The following is a 17,430-nucleotide window of genomic DNA, read 5'->3' on the forward strand; positions in this document are numbered from 1 at the left end:
TTTTCAGCTTCGCTCTTCATCCTCTGTCTATCGGGCTAGTCTGACTCTGCTTTCCTGGTAGGAAGCGCCGTCGCATTAAGGTGCAATTCTCTTGCTCGCTACTGATTGGTCTGGGCCCATGATTCGTTTTACACTAGAGCCGAAACAGAGCGTTGCAATTGTTCGACAAGTTGTTTGACATGCTTGGCGTTTTGAAGGCGGCTGATTGTTGATTACTGATCTGGGACTGTAACAGATGCCTCTAAGTAAGTGATGTATCCGTGTGTCAACGTGGAACAATGAAGTATGCACAGAGATGTAGACTCCCGCGGCATGCGTGGCATTATGGTGTGTCCCCGATCCATTGTGGGACATGTAAGGCTTCCATGACGAATTCAGTCGATAAAGCCGCCAGGATCATTCCCATGACCCGAATCATAATTGAAGCGCCATTCATGCCGATAACTTTGAGTATGGGGGTTGCTGCGAGCATGCACACGAGCGTGATAGCCAGTATTCCAAGAAGGATGGCCGATGTCATGACTTGCACTGGAATGGAATACAGATGATTATCCGTTAACAGGATGACAGCCAGTATGGCACCTGGAGTGGCGATAGAGGGGACAGCGAGGGGAAACACCGCGATATCATGTCCAGGCTCTTCTACGGTCTGGGTACTTGTGACTCCACTCCCAAAAACCATTTGAAGTCCGAATAAAAATAGAATGATTCCTCCCGCAACTTGCAAAGAAAGAAGCCGTATTCCCATGGAGGAGAGTAAGACCTGACCGATAATAATCGCTCCCAGCAAAATTGCGGCGCTGTAGCATATGGCTTTTATTGCCGTTTTTTTTCGTTGTGCCGCATCCAAGTTGCCAGTAATCGCCGTGAAAATCGCTAATGTCCCAATGGGGTCGATTGTCGTCCATAAGATCAAAGCATCTCGAATAAATTTCTCAGTCATTGAGTTATCCTTATTTCGTCTTCTGAAAGGAGTGTATGTCTTTGACACTATCACGAAGAGCCAGTGAAATACAGATTTTGAAAAAATGGAGGTAGCCAGAGGTAGTTCGTCGGGATATTGAGAGGGAAAGAGCTAACCGTCACTTCTTTAAATGAGTTGAAAGGATTTTACCTTTTTCCTATTCTATTCTCCACTGAGTATGTACTAGTCCTCTAAGACGTCTGGTGTTGCTTCGAGGTCTTCTGGTTTATCTGTGTGCGGACGAGATCAATATGGTTGCGTAAATGGTAGAGCTGGTCGGCGTAGGACAGGGGTGTTTCGACATGTTTGACTTCCGTTTCCAGTTTGACCACAGCAGCGGCGAGTTCCTCTGGAGTCGCATGGCCGGAGTCGAGGTGCGATTCGATACGTTGGAGGTCTTCATACCAACGATAGATACGATACCGTACACGCCAGCGGTATAATGGAGGAAAGAGTTTGAAGAGCGGGATGACAAGCGCTGCCAGTGGAATGAGCATCACCACCAGTCGATCAATCAACGTGGCAGCCCAAAATGGCAGAAATCGCTGGAGGAAGGACGGTCCGCGTTTGTGAAAGCGCTGAGCTTCTTTACTCAACGGAATGGAGAGATACTGTCCGGATGGAAATTGTTCTGCTTCGTGAAATAGGCCAGGGCCTCCCACAATTTTTGGTGCCGATAATAGCAGCAGGTCGACTAACGCTGGGTGTAGATCTTTGCGAGCCACGAGCATTGCGGTGACGGCAATCATATTCACTTCGGTTGGTGGCCGTTCACCGGCGAGGTCAATGGCGCCCGGTGGTAACGTCAATGGCGAAAGATAGCGACGATGCAGATGATAGGCTTTCGCTCGCGGTAGATCCATCAGTGAAACCCCCGGTGCCTGCAAGAGCGTTTGCACCTCCGACGAGGTTTCACCGCTCACCATAAATAATGCATCTAATTGGCCCTCCTGAAGCGCCGCGCTCGCTGAGGTGCTCTCCAATCCACGAAATTCCTCTCCTGCTACCTTATTCAGCGTGAGCAACTCATCCGTCAGTCTCCGTGTCCCGCTGCCCGGGATGCCACGATTGACCCGCAGGCCTGCTAAGCCTGATAGTTTGGTCGGTGCCGGGTCTATGCGGTGAAAGATCCATAGAGGTTCGTAATACAAGCTGGCAAGTGCGCGTAACGTTTTTCCTCCTGGCACTGAATCGACAGGAGTGCCGCCTTGCATCAACGCAATATCGACTGTTCCTTCGGCGAGTAACGCCGCATTATCGTCGCTACCGGCACTGTTGTGTAGTTTGAGTTCGATGTCGTTGTCAGCCAGAATGTCGCGCATGGCAAGGCCGAAGGCATGGTAGGCCCCAGTGGCACTGCCCGTGGCTAAGGTGATGACTTTCGGCGGCGCAGGTTCTACGAATTGATAGGCCAGCACAAACCCGGTTAATGCAATGAACACGGCAAGTCCAGAACTTTTCAGTAGAGACGTGTTCATCACTTCAATACGTACTGGCAGGGATAATATGTTAGCAACAGTCGAGCCTCTTCATATCGGATGCAGAGAGGGCAATCATCATAATGGGCTCGTCGAAAAAAGTTTGCAAGTAACGCCAACATAAGGAGAAGGAGTGGAACTACATAACGTGTATTGTGACTGTGGGGATCGATACTGTACTTCCGATACTATCATACAACGATTGTTCAGGGAACGTTCAGGGCTGCTGCGACTATAGGTTTTTCTCCAGATGGAAGAGACAAGAGGAAGGCTATTGTTCGCTATTAATTACACAGAGCATTTTCTTTCTATTTCATGTATCAGATCGATGAAGATCGCATCTTCAGCTTTCATATTTCCCTCAATCCATTCAAGGGCGTTGTTTTCAGCGTTTTCTTCTAAGACCCAATGCCCAGGACATTCAAAGACCGTCCATGCTTCATAGTAGTAGCTCATTTCGACGATGAATGGCTCATTGTTTCGATGTACAATGTCGAACGTGATCACTTGCTGGCCAAGCTTTTTGGTAAGGTTCAACGCCAAGTGAATTGATGCTTCGTCTATTTGTTGAGGATTCCAATCAATTAATCCACTGCCACTTGCTCGAAAATCGCCGGGTCGATTCATTCGTCGAAAGGCAAAGGCTCTCGTGCCAATCACAATAATTCGTAGGTCGTGATTATTGTCTGGGATGAATTCTTGAAATAAGATACGTCCCCGCTGAATATCTGGGGATGCACTGTCTATTGGAGGGGCTATTCCCAACAATGCTTTCGCTGCATCTCGTCCACGTGCTGCCATTTCGCGGAACAAAGGTCTCGGTTCTTTGATGTGTAACGTCGTGACCCCTTCTCCAAAAAGCTTGGCAACCCAATACTCTCCTTCTTCAACATTATGGAGTAAACGCACATTGTCTGAACAGATTCCAAATGCGAGCTTCAGCACGATGGGATACGTGGTCTGTTTCAGGAAATCACTTGCATCCTGTCGTCGCCAAAAGACCCAAGTCGTTGGCGTTGGAATACCACTTGCCTCCATTAGGTAGCGTTGGGAGATTTTATCTTCAAAAAACCAAGACGTTCGCCAGTTAGGGAAGATGGTCAGTGCATTCACATGCTCGAGGGCAGCCATCATGCGTTTGCCGAGTTCACGACTTGTTGGGGCATTCCAAAACGCCCACATGAAGGCCTCAGATCCTTTGAGCTGAGAAAAGAAATGTTCTTCATCGTAGACATTGACTATTCGAACCTCATGTCCTGACTCTTTCGCCAATTCTAGCCAGCGATGCGAAAATGATTGACGTCGTCCACTTGCCAGTGGCACATCATCCGGTTGAATGGCGATAGTATACAAAGATGACTTCCTTTCAGGGACAGGAACAGGGTCTTGAGCTGGCAGACGTATGCTCTCTTTTCGGAATGTTGTTCCAAACTATCAAGGCCAAATACGTTTAAATGACACGGAACTTCTACTCAATCTTTTGTTCAGAAGTTTCACTTATGCATGTTCACATTCTTCTTACAGATTGACAAAACTTTAAAAGCTCAGCATAGTTTTGATGGAACTGGGAACAACTCGGAATGACGAAATGTCACTCAGAATTGCCCGTGTATTATGCATCGATGCTTCACGTTCTTGGCAGATGAAAAAGAGTATAAGGGGAAGACGTCATGGCCAAAACAACACGGACGTATTGGAATCCACTGATTTCAGAAAATGAAAAGAGCTGGGAAGCTATGGAGGGCACGGATGGTCAGCTGGAGCAGCTGACGTTGGCAATCGATGAGGAGTCCGGCGACTATACTCGTTTAACCCGATTTAAGCCTGGTGCGGATACCACGGCCTTTGGGCCTAAAAGCCATGCATATCCAGAGGAAATATTTATCGTCAAAGGGCGATTATATGATGCCGCATTTGCTCGTTGGCTTGAGGCGGGAGACTATGCCAGCCGTCCACCGGGTGAAGTCCATGGGCCTTTTAAAGCCGATGAAGAATGCATCGTGCTAGAGATGTCATATCCTAGCCAGGCCACCACATGAATATTCATGTGAGAAGAAAAATTGGTTTGATTGACATGTTTATTGCTCTTCGTTCTGAGCCCTTTGGGTCATGGATGGATCCGTAACTCTCAATCGGAAAGGGCCTACTGTGTTAATTGGGAAAAAGGCCCTACTACTGGACATGAATGGGACATTCATGTTCGGAGAAGATCGCTTTGACGAGTGTCAAGATTTCTCCGCACACTATGGTCGTCTGGGTGGAATTCTTCCAAAAGAGGAAATTAATCAAATCATTCGTGCCGTGTATGGATATCTGAGTCTTCGATATCCTGATGAACAGTATCGACATGACTTTCCTTCAGTGAGATTCGCGATTTCTGACGTTGTCGACAAGGTTCTTGCTCATGATGAAATAGAAAAAATTATTGAAACCTTTACGCATCACGAGCTTGGTTGTATTCCGCGCGAATATGTCACTGCGCTCAACACATTGCGGAAATATTTTCAGTTGGCAGTCGTCATCGATATTTGGTCGCCAAAAGAAGCCTGGGTGCGCATTTTTGATGAAACGGGTATCTTACCGCTCTTTTCAGCCCTGTCGTTTTCCTCAGACCATGGGATGGTCAAACCTTCATCGAAACCATTTGAATTCGTGTTAACACAACTTGGAATATCCAAAGCGGAAGCTCTTGTCGTCGGTGATTCTGTTAGAAGAGATCTCGGTGGCGCGAAGAATGCGGGCATCGACTGCATCTTGGTCGGTGGAGCCGAGCATCCTGATGTCTTCAGGGCCTTTCCTAATTTGCTAGAGTTCACGTATGCGATAGAAGCGGCTTGATTGTCCATTCTGGTGTTATACGGAAAGCCTCATTGGTTGTTATGTGGTGACAAAACGCACTGAGAAGTCTTGACTCTATTTGACGAGCGTCTGCTTGAAGTGTACACTTTAAAGTGTACACTTTGAATGGAGGATGTCATGAAGGCTACAGCCAAAGATCTCAGACTCTCGTCGAAAGAGCTTCTTGCTACCGTGTCTCGAGGAGAAGAGGTTGTGATTACCCATCGGGGAAAGCCCGTTGCGAAACTGGTGCCTTTAGCATCAGGTGTCCCACAGCCAAGTACCGAACTCGAAATGTATGGAATATGGGCCGATTATACCCCCTCAGAAAACGTGAACGCGTATGTGCGTCAACTCAGAAAGCCGAGGTACACGCGTGCTGATTGATACCGATGTCCTGATTTGGTTTATGCGTGGCAATGTCAAAGCTCAACGGGCCATCGATCAACAGATACCGTTTTCACTGTCGGTCGTCACCTATATCGAATTAGTGCAAGGGATGCGCAACCAAGGAGAATTAGTGGCTATGCGAACAGCTTTCCGTCAATGGGAAGCCAAAGTTGTGTATCTCACGGAGGAAATATCTTCCAAGGCAATGCTATACGTAGAAAGGTATGCCCTTAGCCATTCGCTTCATCTGGCGGATGCCCTGATCGGGGCGACTGCCGTTGCCTGCTCCCTTCCCTTGCTTACCGCAAACACGAAGCACTATCGAGTCATCACGGACATCGATCTTCGAACCTTTCGTCCCTGAAAAAGAGCTACAATGAATGAAGCAGCTTTTGTGAGTGATGAATATGGTTGCCATGCTTGTGATGTTTCAATGCCTTCCAATTCGTTCATTTTCTCTAAGGGACACCAATTGGGGAGTATTTTTCATACTTGAAGCAATGATGGTACAATCTCACCTCTATTCATTGGTTATGATTTTGGTACTCATCAATACATAGGAGCAGGAATTATGCCCTCACTTCGATCAAAAACGTCTACTCAAGGCCGGAATATGGCTGGCGCCAGGGCTCTCTGGCGGGCCACGGGAATGAAAAATGAGGATTTCGGAAAGCCCATCATCGCTATCGCCAACTCATTCACGCAATTTGTGCCAGGTCATGTGCATTTACATGATCTCGGACAACTCGTTGCTCGTGAAATCGAAAAAACCGGTGCAGTGGCGAAAGAGTTCAATACGATTGCGGTTGACGATGGGATTGCCATGGGGCATGACGGCATGTTGTATAGTTTGCCATCTCGAGACATTATTTCGGATTCAGTCGAATACATGGTGAATGCGCATTGCGCCGATGCCTTAGTCTGTATTTCGAATTGCGATAAGATCACGCCAGGCATGTTGAATGCGACGCTGCGTTTGAACATCCCGACGGTGTTTGTGTCGGGTGGTCCGATGGAGGCTGGTCGCACGAAACTTGCCGAACATCATACGAATTTAATCCATGCAATCGTGAAGGCTGCTGATGACAAACTCACGGATAGTGAGGTGGAAGAATATGAACGGTCCGCCTGTCCGACCTGTGGATCCTGTTCGGGTATGTTTACGGCTAATTCCATGAACTGTCTCACGGAAGTGTTAGGACTCGCGCTGCCGGGTAATGGCTCATTACTTGCCACTCATGCTGATCGAAAAGAATTGTTTTTGGAGGCTGGTCGTCGAATTGTGGCACTGACGAAACAATATTATGAGAAAGACGATGAATCGGTACTCCCCCGTAGCATTGCTTCGTATGATGCCTTTGCGAATGCCATGAGCATGGACATTGCCATGGGAGGTTCGACGAATACCATTCTGCATTTATTGGCGGCGGCACAGGAAGCCGAGATAGATTTTACATTAAAAGATATCGATCAACTGTCCAGAAAAGTTCCGAACCTCTGTAAAGCTGCGCCGGCCATAGACAAGTATCATATGGAAGACGTTCATCGTGCTGGCGGTATGATGGGTATTTTAGGAGAACTGAACCGGGGTGGCCTGCTGAATACCAAAGTACAGAGCGTGTATGGGACATCATTAGAAGAGACATTGAATCATTGGGACATCGCGGTAACTGGTAATGAAGACGTGAAGCGATTCTATCGAGCTGGACCAGCGGGGATTCCAACCCAAACCGCGTTTAGCCAAGACACACGCTATGAGACGTTGGACTTGGATCGCGAAAGTGGCTGTATTCGTGATATTCCGCATGCCTATAGTCAGCAAGGAGGATTGGCCGTTCTCTATGGCAATATTGCTGAAAATGGGTGCATCGTCAAAACAGCTGGCGTTGATGAAAAAAACTGGATTTTTTCTGGCCCGGCTCGCGTCTTTGAGTCTCAGGATTCAGCGGTCGACGCGATTTTACAGGACCAGATTAAAGCTGGTGATGTGGTCGTTATTCGGTATGAGGGCCCAAAAGGCGGACCTGGTATGCAAGAAATGTTGTATCCCACCAGTTATCTCAAATCAAAAGACTTGGGTGCGGCTTGTGCACTCTTCACCGATGGTCGTTTTTCTGGCGGCACATCCGGGCTTTCTATTGGGCATGCCTCACCGGAATCTGCAGAAGGTGGAGCGATTGGTCTTGTGCAAGAAGGTGATGAAATTCAGATCAATATTCCCAATCGAACGATTCACCTGAACGTTTCCAGCGACGATCTAGCTAAACGGCGAACCCAAATGGAAGCCAAAGGTCACGACGCATGGACTCCGACCGAAAAACGAACTCGCGTTGTGTCTGCGGCCCTCAAAGCTTATGCAGCTTTGACGACGAGTGCCGACAAAGGGGCTGTTCGGAATTTAGATCAACTCAAGAAGTAGTCTATCCCCCAAACAAATATGCTAGGTTGACGAAAGTCGATTATCTATCGACTTTCGTCAATTGCCATCACAGTCGAGATTTGATCGTGCCGTGAATGTCAGAAGATTTCTGCCTTGGCGAAATGTTGAGTGGATAAGTCCCGGCTATTGGCCGGAGCATAGGCTGAGTCATGTCGTGAAGCTTTTTCACGATGAGAAGTCTTCTGGTGCTCAACTTGCCTGATTATTGATGGTTGAATGGAGGCACACTTTACGAACAACAGATTTGAGAAATATTCGAAAACAGTTTTAACGTTGCTTGTCATCATCGTTGTCGTGGTCGCGGACTTTGTGTTCACCGGGGTGTATCACATTCAAAAATACGGAACGATTCATAAGTTCGCCGATCGTCGAGCCCTTCGTGGACCCTCTCCCGTCTTTCACCACACGCTCAAACCCAATGGGCAACAGCAGGAACAAAAATGGGGACACCTGTCCAGTCCGCTGTATACCAATTCGCTCGGATTCAAAGATCGGGAAATTCGTGAAATCCCGTTAGCCTCGTCCAACTTTCGTTTTCTTGTTATCGGTGATTCGTTTACGGAAGGGATTGGGATTGACTACGAGAAGACCTTTGTTGGGCTGATTGATTCAGAGCTGGCGCGCCGGAATATTGAAGTACTCAATGCAGCGGTGTCTTCTTATGCGCCAGCAATCTATTTCAAGAAAGTGGAATATTTGCTCGAAACCATCGAGTTGGACTTCGATCATCTTATCGTCTTTTTAGATATTTCTGATATTGAGGACGAAGTACAACGTTACGACATACAGGATGGACGCGTCATCGGATTGGTGAGTCAGACTTCAAAGATAAAGGAATTTGTGTATGAATATACCGGATTGCTGAAAAATATCTGGACCGTGGCCGTCAATATGCAAAAGACTCTTGTCCCGACTCATGAAGATTTACGTTCTGAAGAAGAACGCCGATATGGGCTCAATCAGCAACGAAGTCTTTGGACGGTGAATGAAGAAATATTTCATGAGTATGGACAACGTGGACTGGAAAAAGCGCGGAAGCACATGGATTTCCTGTATCAACTACTTCAACGGCATCAGAAGGAAATGACGCTGGCAGTCTATCCATGGCCAGATCAGATTGTTCACAAGGACCTGCATTCTCGACAAGTCACGTTTTGGCAGGAATGGGCCCAACAGCATTCTGTAACTTTTTTCAATTTCTTTCCCTTGTTTATTTCTCCTGATACAGACCCAAAGGAGATTCTTCGTGAGAAATTCATCGAAGGCGATGTGCATTGGAATGAGCAGGGACATGAGCTGATGGCACAAGAAGTTCTCAGGAAAATGCAGGTGACGTTTCCAAAACTTCTATAAGGTAGAAAGTTTGGAGCAAAATAAAAATATTCATCAACGCATGCGATGTTATGCTTTAGCTTGAATTCAGGTCATAAGTACAATTACTTCTCGACAAGTGGGACGAAGTGCTGATTGAACAGTTAGTTGAGCGTTCGATAGCCTCGTGTTCTTCTTAGTCGGTTATTGAGATGGTCCACTGCCTCTTTCGCTTGTTGCAGGAGACCATTCTGAAGTCTGTCCCCTTCGGAAAAAACTGGTGAAAGAGCCCATTGGTGTTTTCATTGATCCCTTACTCTCAGGATGAATAGGGATGCGCGGGGAAGGTGGTCGCCTCCAGAAAAAGGGGCCAAGACGCTTTCTTTATGAAATGGTTTTTCTTCCCGTTCATCGTCACAGACCCTGCTAGAAGTTCCACGGGCAACTCTAGGTTTATCATGCTTTACCATTTAACCTAGTGCCACAGATGGCACGTCGGCGGTGCCGAAACTCCGATACGATGCTGAAGAAATCTCACCGAAACGGAATTGGCGATCGGAGAGATTGAGACGCGAATCTATGAAGCCATCAATCGAGTTTTGTGGATCGATGATCCGATTCGAGTGGTGACTTAGTTTGGCTATGACCCCAACGGCAACCTTCTGCAAACGATCAATGTGCTTACTGATGTCTCGGCCTACGAGTATGATGTGAGTATATTGACCATTTCCCCCATCGCCTACTCCTGATATACTTTGGGCATACACATGTGAACGATTGTCCTCAACCGTTGATCCATTGTAGGGAGAGCGTGCGATATACATGAAATCGAAGAACCTTGATTCTCAGGCTGATCTTGCCGACATTCGACGTCGTATTCTCTTGGGATTGATGGGGTATTCAGCCCAAATCTACCTATTTGGATCATGGGCAACCGGAAAGAATTGGAAGACATCTGATGTGGATGTTGCGATATTGTCTGATCAGCCAATCCCTCCTGAAGTCTTGAGTGACATTCGAGCCGACCTGGAAGACAGTCAGATATTATGTCACGTAGACCTCATTGATCTTTCGCAGACTGAGCGACACTTCCAAAAGCACGTCATAACAAACGGCATATTATGGAACGCTTAACTCAACGCTTAGCGGTCGCACGACAAGCCCTCACGACATTCAACGAATTAGTTGGGAAGCCAGCTCCTTCGAATATTGAGCGCGATGCCGCTATTCAGCGTTTTGAGTATACCTGTGAAGCGACATGGAAAGCTGGAAAGCAGTTTCTTCGCATACAAGAAGGCATCGATATCGCCTCTCCGAAGAGCGTGATTCGACACTGTCAACAAGTCGACATGATGACAGAAGACGATGCACGACAGGCTTTGGCCATGATTGACGATCGAAATCTCACCGTACATACCTATAATGAAGCACTCGCAAATATCTTGTACGCACGACTCGCAGGTTATGCGCAGATTATTGATCGTTGGCTCGCGCGAATGGACCAGCATATGCGTCGAGTATCATGAGGCGCACGCTATTTCCTTTGCATGATCTCTAACGACACGTGTTTATAATGTTTGCTAACTGCTGCTGTGTGTATGAAAGTTTATTTGATCGTCGTCTTGCTCATTTTCTCTATGAACTGACTAAAGGCTATAGAAGGTGAGTGTTAGGGCGTGGTTAGTTTCCGATCTCTTTTTCGTCTTGCATGTATGGTTCATCTATCACCGGATTCGACAACGTACCAATCTTCTCAATCTCAACCGTGACGTGATCTCCTGGTTTGAGGAAAACCGGTGGGTTACGAGCAAATCCAACCCCAGGGGGCGTGCCGGTCAGAATGACAGTGCCGGGTAACAACGTTGTGCCTTGACTGAGAAAACTGATCAGCGTTGGCACGTCAAAAATCATATCCGACGTCGTTGAGTTTTGCATAGTTTTACCATTTAGTATGGTCCTGATTACTAAGTCATTCGGATTTGGAATATTGTCCTTGGTCACGAGTGCCGGTCCAAGTGGACAAAACGTGTCAAACGATTTTCCCCGGCACCATTGCTTGCCTCCACCGTTTTTCTGCCATCGACGCGCACTCACATCATTCGCACAGGTATACCCGAAGACATAATCCAGAGCCTCCTGCTGAGACACATTTTTGGCTGGTTTCCCTATGACGATAGCCAGCTCACATTCATAGTCCACCTCTCCCGGCGCGACAGTTGGGATCACAATGGGATTTCCTGGATTATTGAGGGCATTGGCGGCCTTGATAAAGAGCACGGGATGTTCAGGAAGCTTCGCTCCCGTTTCTTCGGCATGAGCACGATAGTTCAGTCCAATGCAAAGAATGGTAGGCGGAACAATTGGGGCCAATAGTTTTTGGATTGTCGTAGTCTTTTCTGTGACCTCGTAGGTTCTCAAAATGTCACCGTTAATGAGTGTCGCTGTCTGGTCGTCAATTCGTTCGCCATAGCTGATTTGCCCGTCAGAATTTTGAAATCTAATGATATTCATGGATGAGTCTACCTTCGCCTATAAAGAGAATTGAGAATTTATCAAAACACAGTTTACGTGTTCGAAAAGGTGAAAGAAATAGTTTAGGGAAACAAAGGCCTTTAGATGAGCTTGGCAATGTTTAGCCCTAATTACGTTGATTCCCGATTGGACGCAAGGCATGGTACACTGCCACATCATGCCAATAAAATTCCATTTTTATTTCTGGAGGAATACCTGTGGGCACAAATAAGTGGGAAGAATTAGCCAATCGAACGAAGCAAGCCTTGGGACTCTCACATACGCCCATTGGCATCACGTTTTCTCAAGAAGTCCCGGAAGGTGTTCCGTTCCATGATGGTGAGATGCCAGATCCAAGTGCGGATGGCCGTACGGGGAAAGTGACGGCTGGCTGTGTATTTTGGATTCAATCTGAGAACCGCACCTTCACAACGAAAGCGGAGGATCATTTTAACTGTAGCGTTGGGAGCGTCACGCATGGTCTCAAGGCACTTGGTGATGTCATGCAAAACGAGGATGTTCTGGGCCTCTTAGAGAGTGAGTGGGTGACTCCTGAAGAAGCGATACAGCTGCCGGTCGTGAAGAATCGGTACAAGTTTATTACCTATGGTCCTGTCGCCAAGACGAGTATCGATCCCGATGTGATCCTTCTTCGCCTGAGTGCGTTCCAAGGAATGGTATTGCATGATGCATTTGGTGACATGTCGATTGTTGGCAAGCCACAATGCCATATTATTCCTCTGGCGAAGGAACAGAATCAGATTGCTATGAGTACGGGGTGCACGCTGAGCCGTATTCGGACTGGCATGTCTCCCGATGAGATGACTTGTACTATTCCTGCAAGTCGGTTTGCAGAGGTCGTTGACAAACTTGAGACTCGTCGTGAGGCAAATGCTCGTGTGGCGAGTTATGCCAATGCTGATGGTCGTCGATTTTCCAAACGTCAATAACGTTGTCAAGAACAGTGAGGCGTCATGACCCATCTTTCGTTAATAACAGATAAAGCCAATAAATTTCTTCAACAACCGGGAGCCATCCTTCTCATTTCTTGTTATGAGTTAGGGCATCAGCCAATTGGTCTGGCGCAGCCTGCCGGATTCCTTGAGCAGAAGGGCTATGCTCCCTTTACCTTAGATTTGTCGGTAGAGGATTTTGATGCACAACGCGTTAACCAGGCACGTGTAGTGGGTATTTCCGTGCCGATGCATACGGCGCTTTCCTTAGGATGCCAAGTGGCCGAACGCATTCGTCACATCAATCCCAATGCGCATATTTGTTTTTATGGGCTCTATGCCTCACTGAATGCAGAGTATTTACTGAGTCACCTTGCTGATTCCGTGATCGGCGGGGAATACGAAATGCCTTTGGTCAATCTTCTCGAGCAACTGGCCAATTCTCAATCATTTTCTCATGAATCCAATGACACGGCTTCAAACTTTGTCTCACAAGTTGCGGGTGTGAGTTGTGTCGACTCGATAGTCCCTCCCTTCTTGAAACGGATCAGTTGGCCATCTCGAGTTTCAACTTCAGACTCGGCTGATGGCGGTAATTTCCCTGTTCCCGCACGTGCACAACTTTCCCCGCTTTGCGAATATGCACGCTTAGAATATCAGGGACAGGAGCACGTGGTGGGTTATGTTGAAGCAAGTCGTGGGTGTTTGCATACCTGTTTGCATTGTCCTATTGTCCCAGTCTATAACGGCCGATTTTTCTTGTTCCCGGCTCAAGTCGTGTTAGCGGACATTCGACAGCAGGTCAAGGCCGGTGCTGTGCACGTCACCTTCGGTGACCCAGACTTTCTGAACGGCCCTGGTCACTCTCTGAACATTGTTCGGGCCATGCATGAAGAGTTTCCTCATGTGACATTCGATTTCACCACCAAAATTGAACATATCCTGAAGCACCGATTACTCTTCCAAGAATTTAGTCAACTCGGTTGCCTGTTTATCATTTCTGCGGTGGAGTCATTTAGTGAGAATGTGCTACTTCATTTGGAGAAGGGACATACGCGACAAGATATCTTCATGGCACACCACATTCTGCAGTCTACCGGGATTACCCTTCGTCCGTCTTTGGTTGCCTTCACACCCTGGACAACCTTAGAAGAGTATAGAGAAATGTTTGACTTGGTTGAACGGCATGGCTTGATCGACTGTATTGATCCTGTTCAATACAGTGTTCGACTCTTGGTCCCGCCTGGCTCAGCATTGTTGACCCCTCCCGACTCTCACCCGATACCGATGTCCCAGTTTCTTGGGTCACTTGATCAGCAGAAATTTCAGCACACATGGACTCACCCTGATCCACGGATGGACCAGTTACAGCAATCGGTGACGAAGGTTGTGGAAGACAGTACGAAAATGAAAGAAGATCCAGCACAAACATTTTATCGTTTGTGGGAATTGGTCTATAACACTGCGGAGCTTGAATTTTCCTCATTGCACAAGACCTCATCCATAAATCCTGATCGTGTGCGTCCTCCCCGGATGTCAGAACCCTGGTTTTGTTGTGCGGAGCCGACGACGGATCAATTCCATTCTGTCGAGTGTTCTTCCAAGACATGAAGTTTCCTGAGTTATAAAAACAAGAGTGTGACTTCATACTAGCTCACTACTCAATTGGGATTCTCCTATGTCACATCTTCTCCTCCTTCTTCCTTCGATGAGCTATCGTGGTGAGGCTTTCCTAGAAGCTGCCAGTAAAGTTGGTGTATCCCTGACAATTGCCGGGGATGCTCCACCTGAATTTCTTGAACAATCTCTAGAGAACTTTCTTTTTCTTGATCTGCATAATCCTAGCGCCGCTATTTCTGCTGTGATGACGTATGCCAAAGATTCTCCTATTGATGTGGTCCTTGGGGTAAACGATCAGACTGCGGTTTTGGCATCGATTCTTTCCAAGGCGTTAGGTCTCTCTGCCAACTCAATTGATTCGGTCCAAGCTGCAAGCAACAAGCACACGATGCGGAGACTATTGCAGAAAGAAGGACTTCCTTGTCCAAACTTTATGGTGGTGAGCCTCGATGAGGTGCCAGCGGAGGTTGTCCCGCACGTCACCTTTCCTTGCGTGCTCAAACCGCTCACGCTCTCAGGTAGCTGTGGAGTGATCCGTGCGGATGATCAGGAGAGTTTTCAGCAAGCCTTTATTCGAATTGCCAATCTGTTACAAACCTTTCCAAGTTTCGAACAGGATGTTGCGGGCCGTCAAATCTTAATTGAAGACTTTATTCCCGGAATCGAAGTTGCCCTGGAAGGGTTACTGACAAAGAGTAGGTTTCATCCGCTGGCCCTATTTGATAAGCCCGATCCGCTCGACGGTCCCTATTTTGAGGAAACGATCTATGTCACGCCTTCACGTCTTCCGCCTGACATGCAAGTGCGAATAGCTGAGGCCCTGGCTCAGGCTGCTCGTGCCATTGGGCTTCGCGAAGGGCCTGTTCATGGAGAACTTCGGATTAACGAGCACAACATTTGGGTTATTGAAGTGGCTGCTCGAAGCATTGGCGGGAAGTGCTCTCGAATGTTGGAGTTCGGGACTGGCAGGTCTTTAGAGGAACTGATCCTGCTTCATGCATTGGGTCAAGAACTCCCGTCTTTCGATCTTACGGGGCGTGCAGGTGGAGTTATGATGATCCCGATACCTCATGAAGGGATTTTAGAAAGAGTTGAAGGACAAAAAGAGGCGAAACAGGTCCGTGGTGTTGAGGAGTTGGTGATGACAGCAAATCCAGGGGAGCAGTTGATTCCTTTGCCGGAAGGCAAACGATATCTTGGGTTCATCTTGGCCAGAGGAACACGGCCAGAAGAGGTCGAAGCCACCCTGCGAAAAGCTCATCAACGGTTAACCGTGGTGATGAGGTCACAAGACTCCACAGCAGATCACCCAGGGGTCTTTCGCGTCTAATATCGGTGTCTAAGCCGGTACAATCTCTTTAGCCGTTGTCACCATCCACGCATCCAGGCTACTCACTTGCTCTGCCACATCCTGAATGTTCATTAAGTCATGTTCCCACACGCCTTGAACTTCTTCTCCGCTCGCTGTGATGTCTTTTTTGATCGTCTCGATTTCTGCCTCAAATCGTGTCACAGGCTGGGACTCAATTCGCCTCACTCTTCTTTTTCCGAACATGGTTCCATTGACGTCAAGATCGCACACAAAATGCACCAGGTCTAGCCGACCATCTGGAAGCGTTTTGGCCACCATCCGGTACGTTGTTCCTTGTTTCGATCGTATAATGACAGCCCTATAGAACCGTTCGCCTATGGAGGGATCAACTTCAACAGCGGTTAAATCAATCATTGGTGGAGGAGGGGCTGCGCTTGTATCAACTTCTCCCATAAGGGCTACTCCTTTTTGACAAATAAACTTACTACACTCGGTATGCTGTGAGCTTAACAAGCAGCAACAAGATGAGCAAGCATGGGATGGACCCGTTGGGTAAGAGGACAGAACGCATTTGAGCTTGCCGTCAATTGAAGGTTCCCTCGTTCGTTCCCTCTCACTCAACGATGTGGAGATGTTGACATTCAGAGCTACAGACTGTGTATCGAGTGATGGGATCGTTTCTTTATTTTTTGGACAAGAGATACTCCTCTTTCTCTTGGGCAGACTCAGATGCCCAAGAGAAAGATATTTTGGATTACGTAAAAGGGAATAAATGAACGTTTGAGAAACTATTTGTGAGAATCTTGAAGCGCAGCGGCTTGAGGGGAAATTGTGACAGGGTCGATGGATACCGACGTTGGTGCTTTCACTTGTCTTGTTGATTGCACATTGGTCGCAGACTCAATCAACGGAAGAGTCGTTTGTGCTTGTATGTTTGCAGCATTGAGGGCGGCAAGTCCATCCATAGGCTGGCTCCTTTCACGATTGTTAAAAAGTGTTGGATCTAGAGGGGGTATCGGTGGTTTTTTCAGAAATCTTGATTAGAGGATATTGCTGATTGTTGAGTCGTAGCGTGTATTGGTGCTCGTTGAACGGTTGAGGAAATATTTTTATGGTACGATGTGAAGTTTTAGAGGAATTGACGGCATATTAGGCTGCGGCATGTACATCGACGTGTGCCTTCGTGATGGGTTTCTCCATAATTACATGTTAACTCTTCTCCTTTCTTAATTCGGCGTAACGTGTAAAATTCTGCACGTTCATGAACAATTCGCATATATGTGTTTGGTGAGCAGGAATGGTTGATAAATCGAAAGCCTTCTTGCTGTTTGGACGCGTCAATGGCTTTCCCATTATTGACTTCAACGATAGCGATGTGGCGTTGCGTTTTTGCCCTCCGTCTCGCTTCACGTTGACTAATGAGTTCGCCTTCGAATTCACCGATTTTTCTTCTTGCTGCTAGCGGTTCTGCTGCAAAGAGTCCTTTTCCATCGATGGGACTGGATTGAATCGTCAACTGAACAGGCCAGGACCGTTGTTGAGAAGATGAAGACTTATGTGAGGGCATGTGATGAATGAAAATGATGGGTGAGATCGTACGCTGAATTAGACGA

19 protein-coding genes are annotated in these 17,430 nt (G+C 47.3%); 11 read left to right on the forward strand and 8 right to left on the reverse strand.

Annotated elements, in window-relative coordinates:
- Positions 1–322: 322 nt before the first annotated feature.
- The 3 genes from ACWHX8_RS05845 to ACWHX8_RS05855 form a co-directional block, all read right to left on the reverse strand.
- Complete coding sequence (locus ACWHX8_RS05845; RefSeq protein WP_447971023.1) at positions 323–943, reverse strand: MarC family protein; 621 nt, start codon at positions 941–943, stop codon at positions 323–325.
- A 212-nt stretch (positions 944–1,155) separates the two neighbouring features.
- The gene (locus ACWHX8_RS05850) at positions 1,156–2,442 is read right to left on the reverse strand and encodes a TAXI family TRAP transporter solute-binding subunit (RefSeq protein ID WP_447971024.1); all 1,287 of its coding nucleotides are present in this window, start codon (positions 2,440–2,442) and stop codon (positions 1,156–1,158) included.
- 288 nt (positions 2,443–2,730) lie between these two features.
- Positions 2,731–3,795, reverse strand: coding sequence for an ATP-grasp domain-containing protein (locus ACWHX8_RS05855; protein WP_447971025.1), 1,065 nt, complete (start codon positions 3,793–3,795; stop codon positions 2,731–2,733).
- Between the two features lie 317 nt (positions 3,796–4,112).
- On the opposite strand from ACWHX8_RS05855, the gene ACWHX8_RS05860 reads away from it, so the two are divergent.
- The 6 genes from ACWHX8_RS05860 to ACWHX8_RS05885 all read left to right on the forward strand — a co-directional run bounded on the left by ACWHX8_RS05860 (position 4,113) and on the right by ACWHX8_RS05885 (position 9,463).
- Positions 4,113–4,481: a cupin domain-containing protein gene (locus tag ACWHX8_RS05860; protein WP_447971026.1), complete on the forward strand. Its 369-nt coding sequence runs from the start codon at positions 4,113–4,115 to the stop codon at positions 4,479–4,481.
- Between the two features lie 70 nt (positions 4,482–4,551).
- Positions 4,552–5,280 (forward strand): HAD family hydrolase, encoded by a 729-nt coding sequence (locus ACWHX8_RS05865; protein WP_447971027.1) that lies wholly within the window; start codon positions 4,552–4,554, stop codon positions 5,278–5,280.
- Between the two features lie 138 nt (positions 5,281–5,418).
- Positions 5,419–5,667: a type II toxin-antitoxin system Phd/YefM family antitoxin gene (locus ACWHX8_RS05870; RefSeq protein WP_447971028.1), complete on the forward strand. Its 249-nt coding sequence runs from the start codon at positions 5,419–5,421 to the stop codon at positions 5,665–5,667.
- Complete coding sequence (locus tag ACWHX8_RS05875; protein WP_447971029.1) at positions 5,657–6,034, forward strand: PIN domain-containing protein; 378 nt, start codon at positions 5,657–5,659, stop codon at positions 6,032–6,034. The genes ACWHX8_RS05870 and ACWHX8_RS05875 overlap by 11 nt, the downstream gene beginning before the upstream one ends.
- A 207-nt stretch (positions 6,035–6,241) precedes the next feature.
- Positions 6,242–8,089: a dihydroxy-acid dehydratase gene (gene ilvD, locus ACWHX8_RS05880; RefSeq protein WP_447971030.1), complete on the forward strand. Its 1,848-nt coding sequence runs from the start codon at positions 6,242–6,244 to the stop codon at positions 8,087–8,089.
- 237 nt (positions 8,090–8,326) lie between these two features.
- Entirely contained in the window at positions 8,327–9,463 is a 1,137-nt protein-coding gene (locus tag ACWHX8_RS05885; protein WP_447971031.1) for an SGNH/GDSL hydrolase family protein, read from the forward strand.
- Positions 9,464–9,891: 428 nt separating this feature from the next.
- Here ACWHX8_RS05885 and ACWHX8_RS05890 read toward each other — a convergent pair whose 3' ends face one another.
- Entirely contained in the window at positions 9,892–10,245 is a 354-nt protein-coding gene (locus tag ACWHX8_RS05890) for a hypothetical protein (protein ID WP_447971032.1), read from the reverse strand.
- On the opposite strand from ACWHX8_RS05890, the gene mntA reads away from it, so the two are divergent.
- On the forward strand, positions 10,244–10,555 hold the full coding sequence (gene mntA, locus ACWHX8_RS05895) for a type VII toxin-antitoxin system MntA family adenylyltransferase antitoxin (protein WP_447971033.1): 312 nt from the start codon (positions 10,244–10,246) through the stop codon (positions 10,553–10,555). The two genes, ACWHX8_RS05890 and mntA, sit on opposite strands and share 2 nt — an antisense overlap.
- A complete protein-coding gene (locus ACWHX8_RS05900; protein ID WP_447971034.1) occupies positions 10,543–10,947 on the forward strand; it encodes an HI0074 family nucleotidyltransferase substrate-binding subunit in 405 nt (134 codons plus the stop codon). Before mntA ends, ACWHX8_RS05900 begins: the two co-directional genes overlap by 13 nt.
- Positions 10,948–11,101: 154 nt before the next feature.
- Here ACWHX8_RS05900 and ACWHX8_RS05905 read toward each other — a convergent pair whose 3' ends face one another.
- The gene (locus ACWHX8_RS05905) at positions 11,102–11,932 is read right to left on the reverse strand and encodes a fumarylacetoacetate hydrolase family protein (protein WP_447971035.1); all 831 of its coding nucleotides are present in this window, start codon (positions 11,930–11,932) and stop codon (positions 11,102–11,104) included.
- A gap of 218 nt (positions 11,933–12,150) precedes the next feature.
- Here ACWHX8_RS05905 and ACWHX8_RS05910 point away from each other — a divergent pair, with 218 nt between their 5' ends.
- From ACWHX8_RS05910 to ACWHX8_RS05920, 3 genes are all read left to right on the forward strand, one after another.
- A complete protein-coding gene (locus tag ACWHX8_RS05910) occupies positions 12,151–12,882 on the forward strand; it encodes a DUF169 domain-containing protein (protein WP_447971036.1) in 732 nt (243 codons plus the stop codon).
- 24 nt (positions 12,883–12,906) lie between these two features.
- The gene (locus tag ACWHX8_RS05915) at positions 12,907–14,496 is read left to right on the forward strand and encodes a CUAEP/CCAEP-tail radical SAM (seleno)protein (protein ID WP_447971037.1); all 1,590 of its coding nucleotides are present in this window, start codon (positions 12,907–12,909) and stop codon (positions 14,494–14,496) included.
- A gap of 67 nt (positions 14,497–14,563) precedes the next feature.
- Positions 14,564–15,835, forward strand: coding sequence for an ATP-grasp domain-containing protein (locus tag ACWHX8_RS05920; RefSeq protein WP_447971038.1), 1,272 nt, complete (start codon positions 14,564–14,566; stop codon positions 15,833–15,835).
- A gap of 9 nt (positions 15,836–15,844) precedes the next feature.
- Here ACWHX8_RS05920 and ACWHX8_RS05925 read toward each other — a convergent pair whose 3' ends face one another.
- The 3 genes from ACWHX8_RS05925 to ACWHX8_RS05935 all read right to left on the reverse strand — a co-directional run bounded on the left by ACWHX8_RS05925 (position 15,845) and on the right by ACWHX8_RS05935 (position 17,384).
- Positions 15,845–16,270 carry a hypothetical protein gene (locus ACWHX8_RS05925; protein ID WP_447971039.1) on the reverse strand — a complete coding sequence of 142 codons (426 nt, stop codon included), beginning with the start codon at positions 16,268–16,270 and terminating at the stop codon, positions 15,845–15,847.
- A 335-nt stretch (positions 16,271–16,605) separates the two neighbouring features.
- Complete coding sequence (locus ACWHX8_RS05930; protein WP_447971040.1) at positions 16,606–16,782, reverse strand: hypothetical protein; 177 nt, start codon at positions 16,780–16,782, stop codon at positions 16,606–16,608.
- Between the two features lie 164 nt (positions 16,783–16,946).
- A complete protein-coding gene (locus tag ACWHX8_RS05935) occupies positions 16,947–17,384 on the reverse strand; it encodes an SET domain-containing protein (protein WP_447971041.1) in 438 nt (145 codons plus the stop codon).
- Positions 17,385–17,430 lie beyond the last annotated feature (46 nt).

The sequence above is a fragment of the Nitrospira sp. M1 genome, from assembly GCF_965152605.1.

Excerpts from the sequence above, each read along its gene's own strand:
- ACWHX8_RS05865 (WP_447971027.1), top strand. The coding sequence starts at position 4,552 with ATGGATGGATCCGTAACTCTCAATCGGAAAGGGCCTACTGTGTTAATT.
- ACWHX8_RS05900 (WP_447971034.1), top strand. The coding sequence starts at position 10,543 with ATGGAACGCTTAACTCAACGCTTAGCGGTCGCACGACAAGCCCTCACG.
- ACWHX8_RS05925 (WP_447971039.1), bottom strand. The coding sequence starts at position 16,270 with ATGGGAGAAGTTGATACAAGCGCAGCCCCTCCTCCACCAATGATTGAT.
- ACWHX8_RS05930 (WP_447971040.1), bottom strand. The coding sequence starts at position 16,782 with ATGGATGGACTTGCCGCCCTCAATGCTGCAAACATACAAGCACAAACG.
- ACWHX8_RS05915 (WP_447971037.1), top strand. The coding sequence starts at position 12,907 with ATGACCCATCTTTCGTTAATAACAGATAAAGCCAATAAATTTCTTCAA.
- ACWHX8_RS05885 (WP_447971031.1), top strand. The coding sequence starts at position 8,327 with ATGGAGGCACACTTTACGAACAACAGATTTGAGAAATATTCGAAAACA.
- ACWHX8_RS05860 (WP_447971026.1), top strand. The coding sequence starts at position 4,113 with ATGGCCAAAACAACACGGACGTATTGGAATCCACTGATTTCAGAAAAT.
- ACWHX8_RS05920 (WP_447971038.1), top strand. The coding sequence starts at position 14,564 with ATGTCACATCTTCTCCTCCTTCTTCCTTCGATGAGCTATCGTGGTGAG.
- ACWHX8_RS05850 (WP_447971024.1), bottom strand. The coding sequence starts at position 2,442 with ATGAACACGTCTCTACTGAAAAGTTCTGGACTTGCCGTGTTCATTGCA.
- ACWHX8_RS05935 (WP_447971041.1), bottom strand. The coding sequence starts at position 17,384 with ATGCCCTCACATAAGTCTTCATCTTCTCAACAACGGTCCTGGCCTGTT.
- ACWHX8_RS05870 (WP_447971028.1), top strand. The coding sequence starts at position 5,419 with ATGAAGGCTACAGCCAAAGATCTCAGACTCTCGTCGAAAGAGCTTCTT.
- ilvD (WP_447971030.1), top strand. The coding sequence starts at position 6,242 with ATGCCCTCACTTCGATCAAAAACGTCTACTCAAGGCCGGAATATGGCT.
- ACWHX8_RS05845 (WP_447971023.1), bottom strand. The coding sequence starts at position 943 with ATGACTGAGAAATTTATTCGAGATGCTTTGATCTTATGGACGACAATC.
- ACWHX8_RS05905 (WP_447971035.1), bottom strand. The coding sequence starts at position 11,932 with ATGAATATCATTAGATTTCAAAATTCTGACGGGCAAATCAGCTATGGC.
- mntA (WP_447971033.1), top strand. The coding sequence starts at position 10,244 with ATGAAATCGAAGAACCTTGATTCTCAGGCTGATCTTGCCGACATTCGA.
- ACWHX8_RS05890 (WP_447971032.1), bottom strand. The coding sequence starts at position 10,245 with ATGTATATCGCACGCTCTCCCTACAATGGATCAACGGTTGAGGACAAT.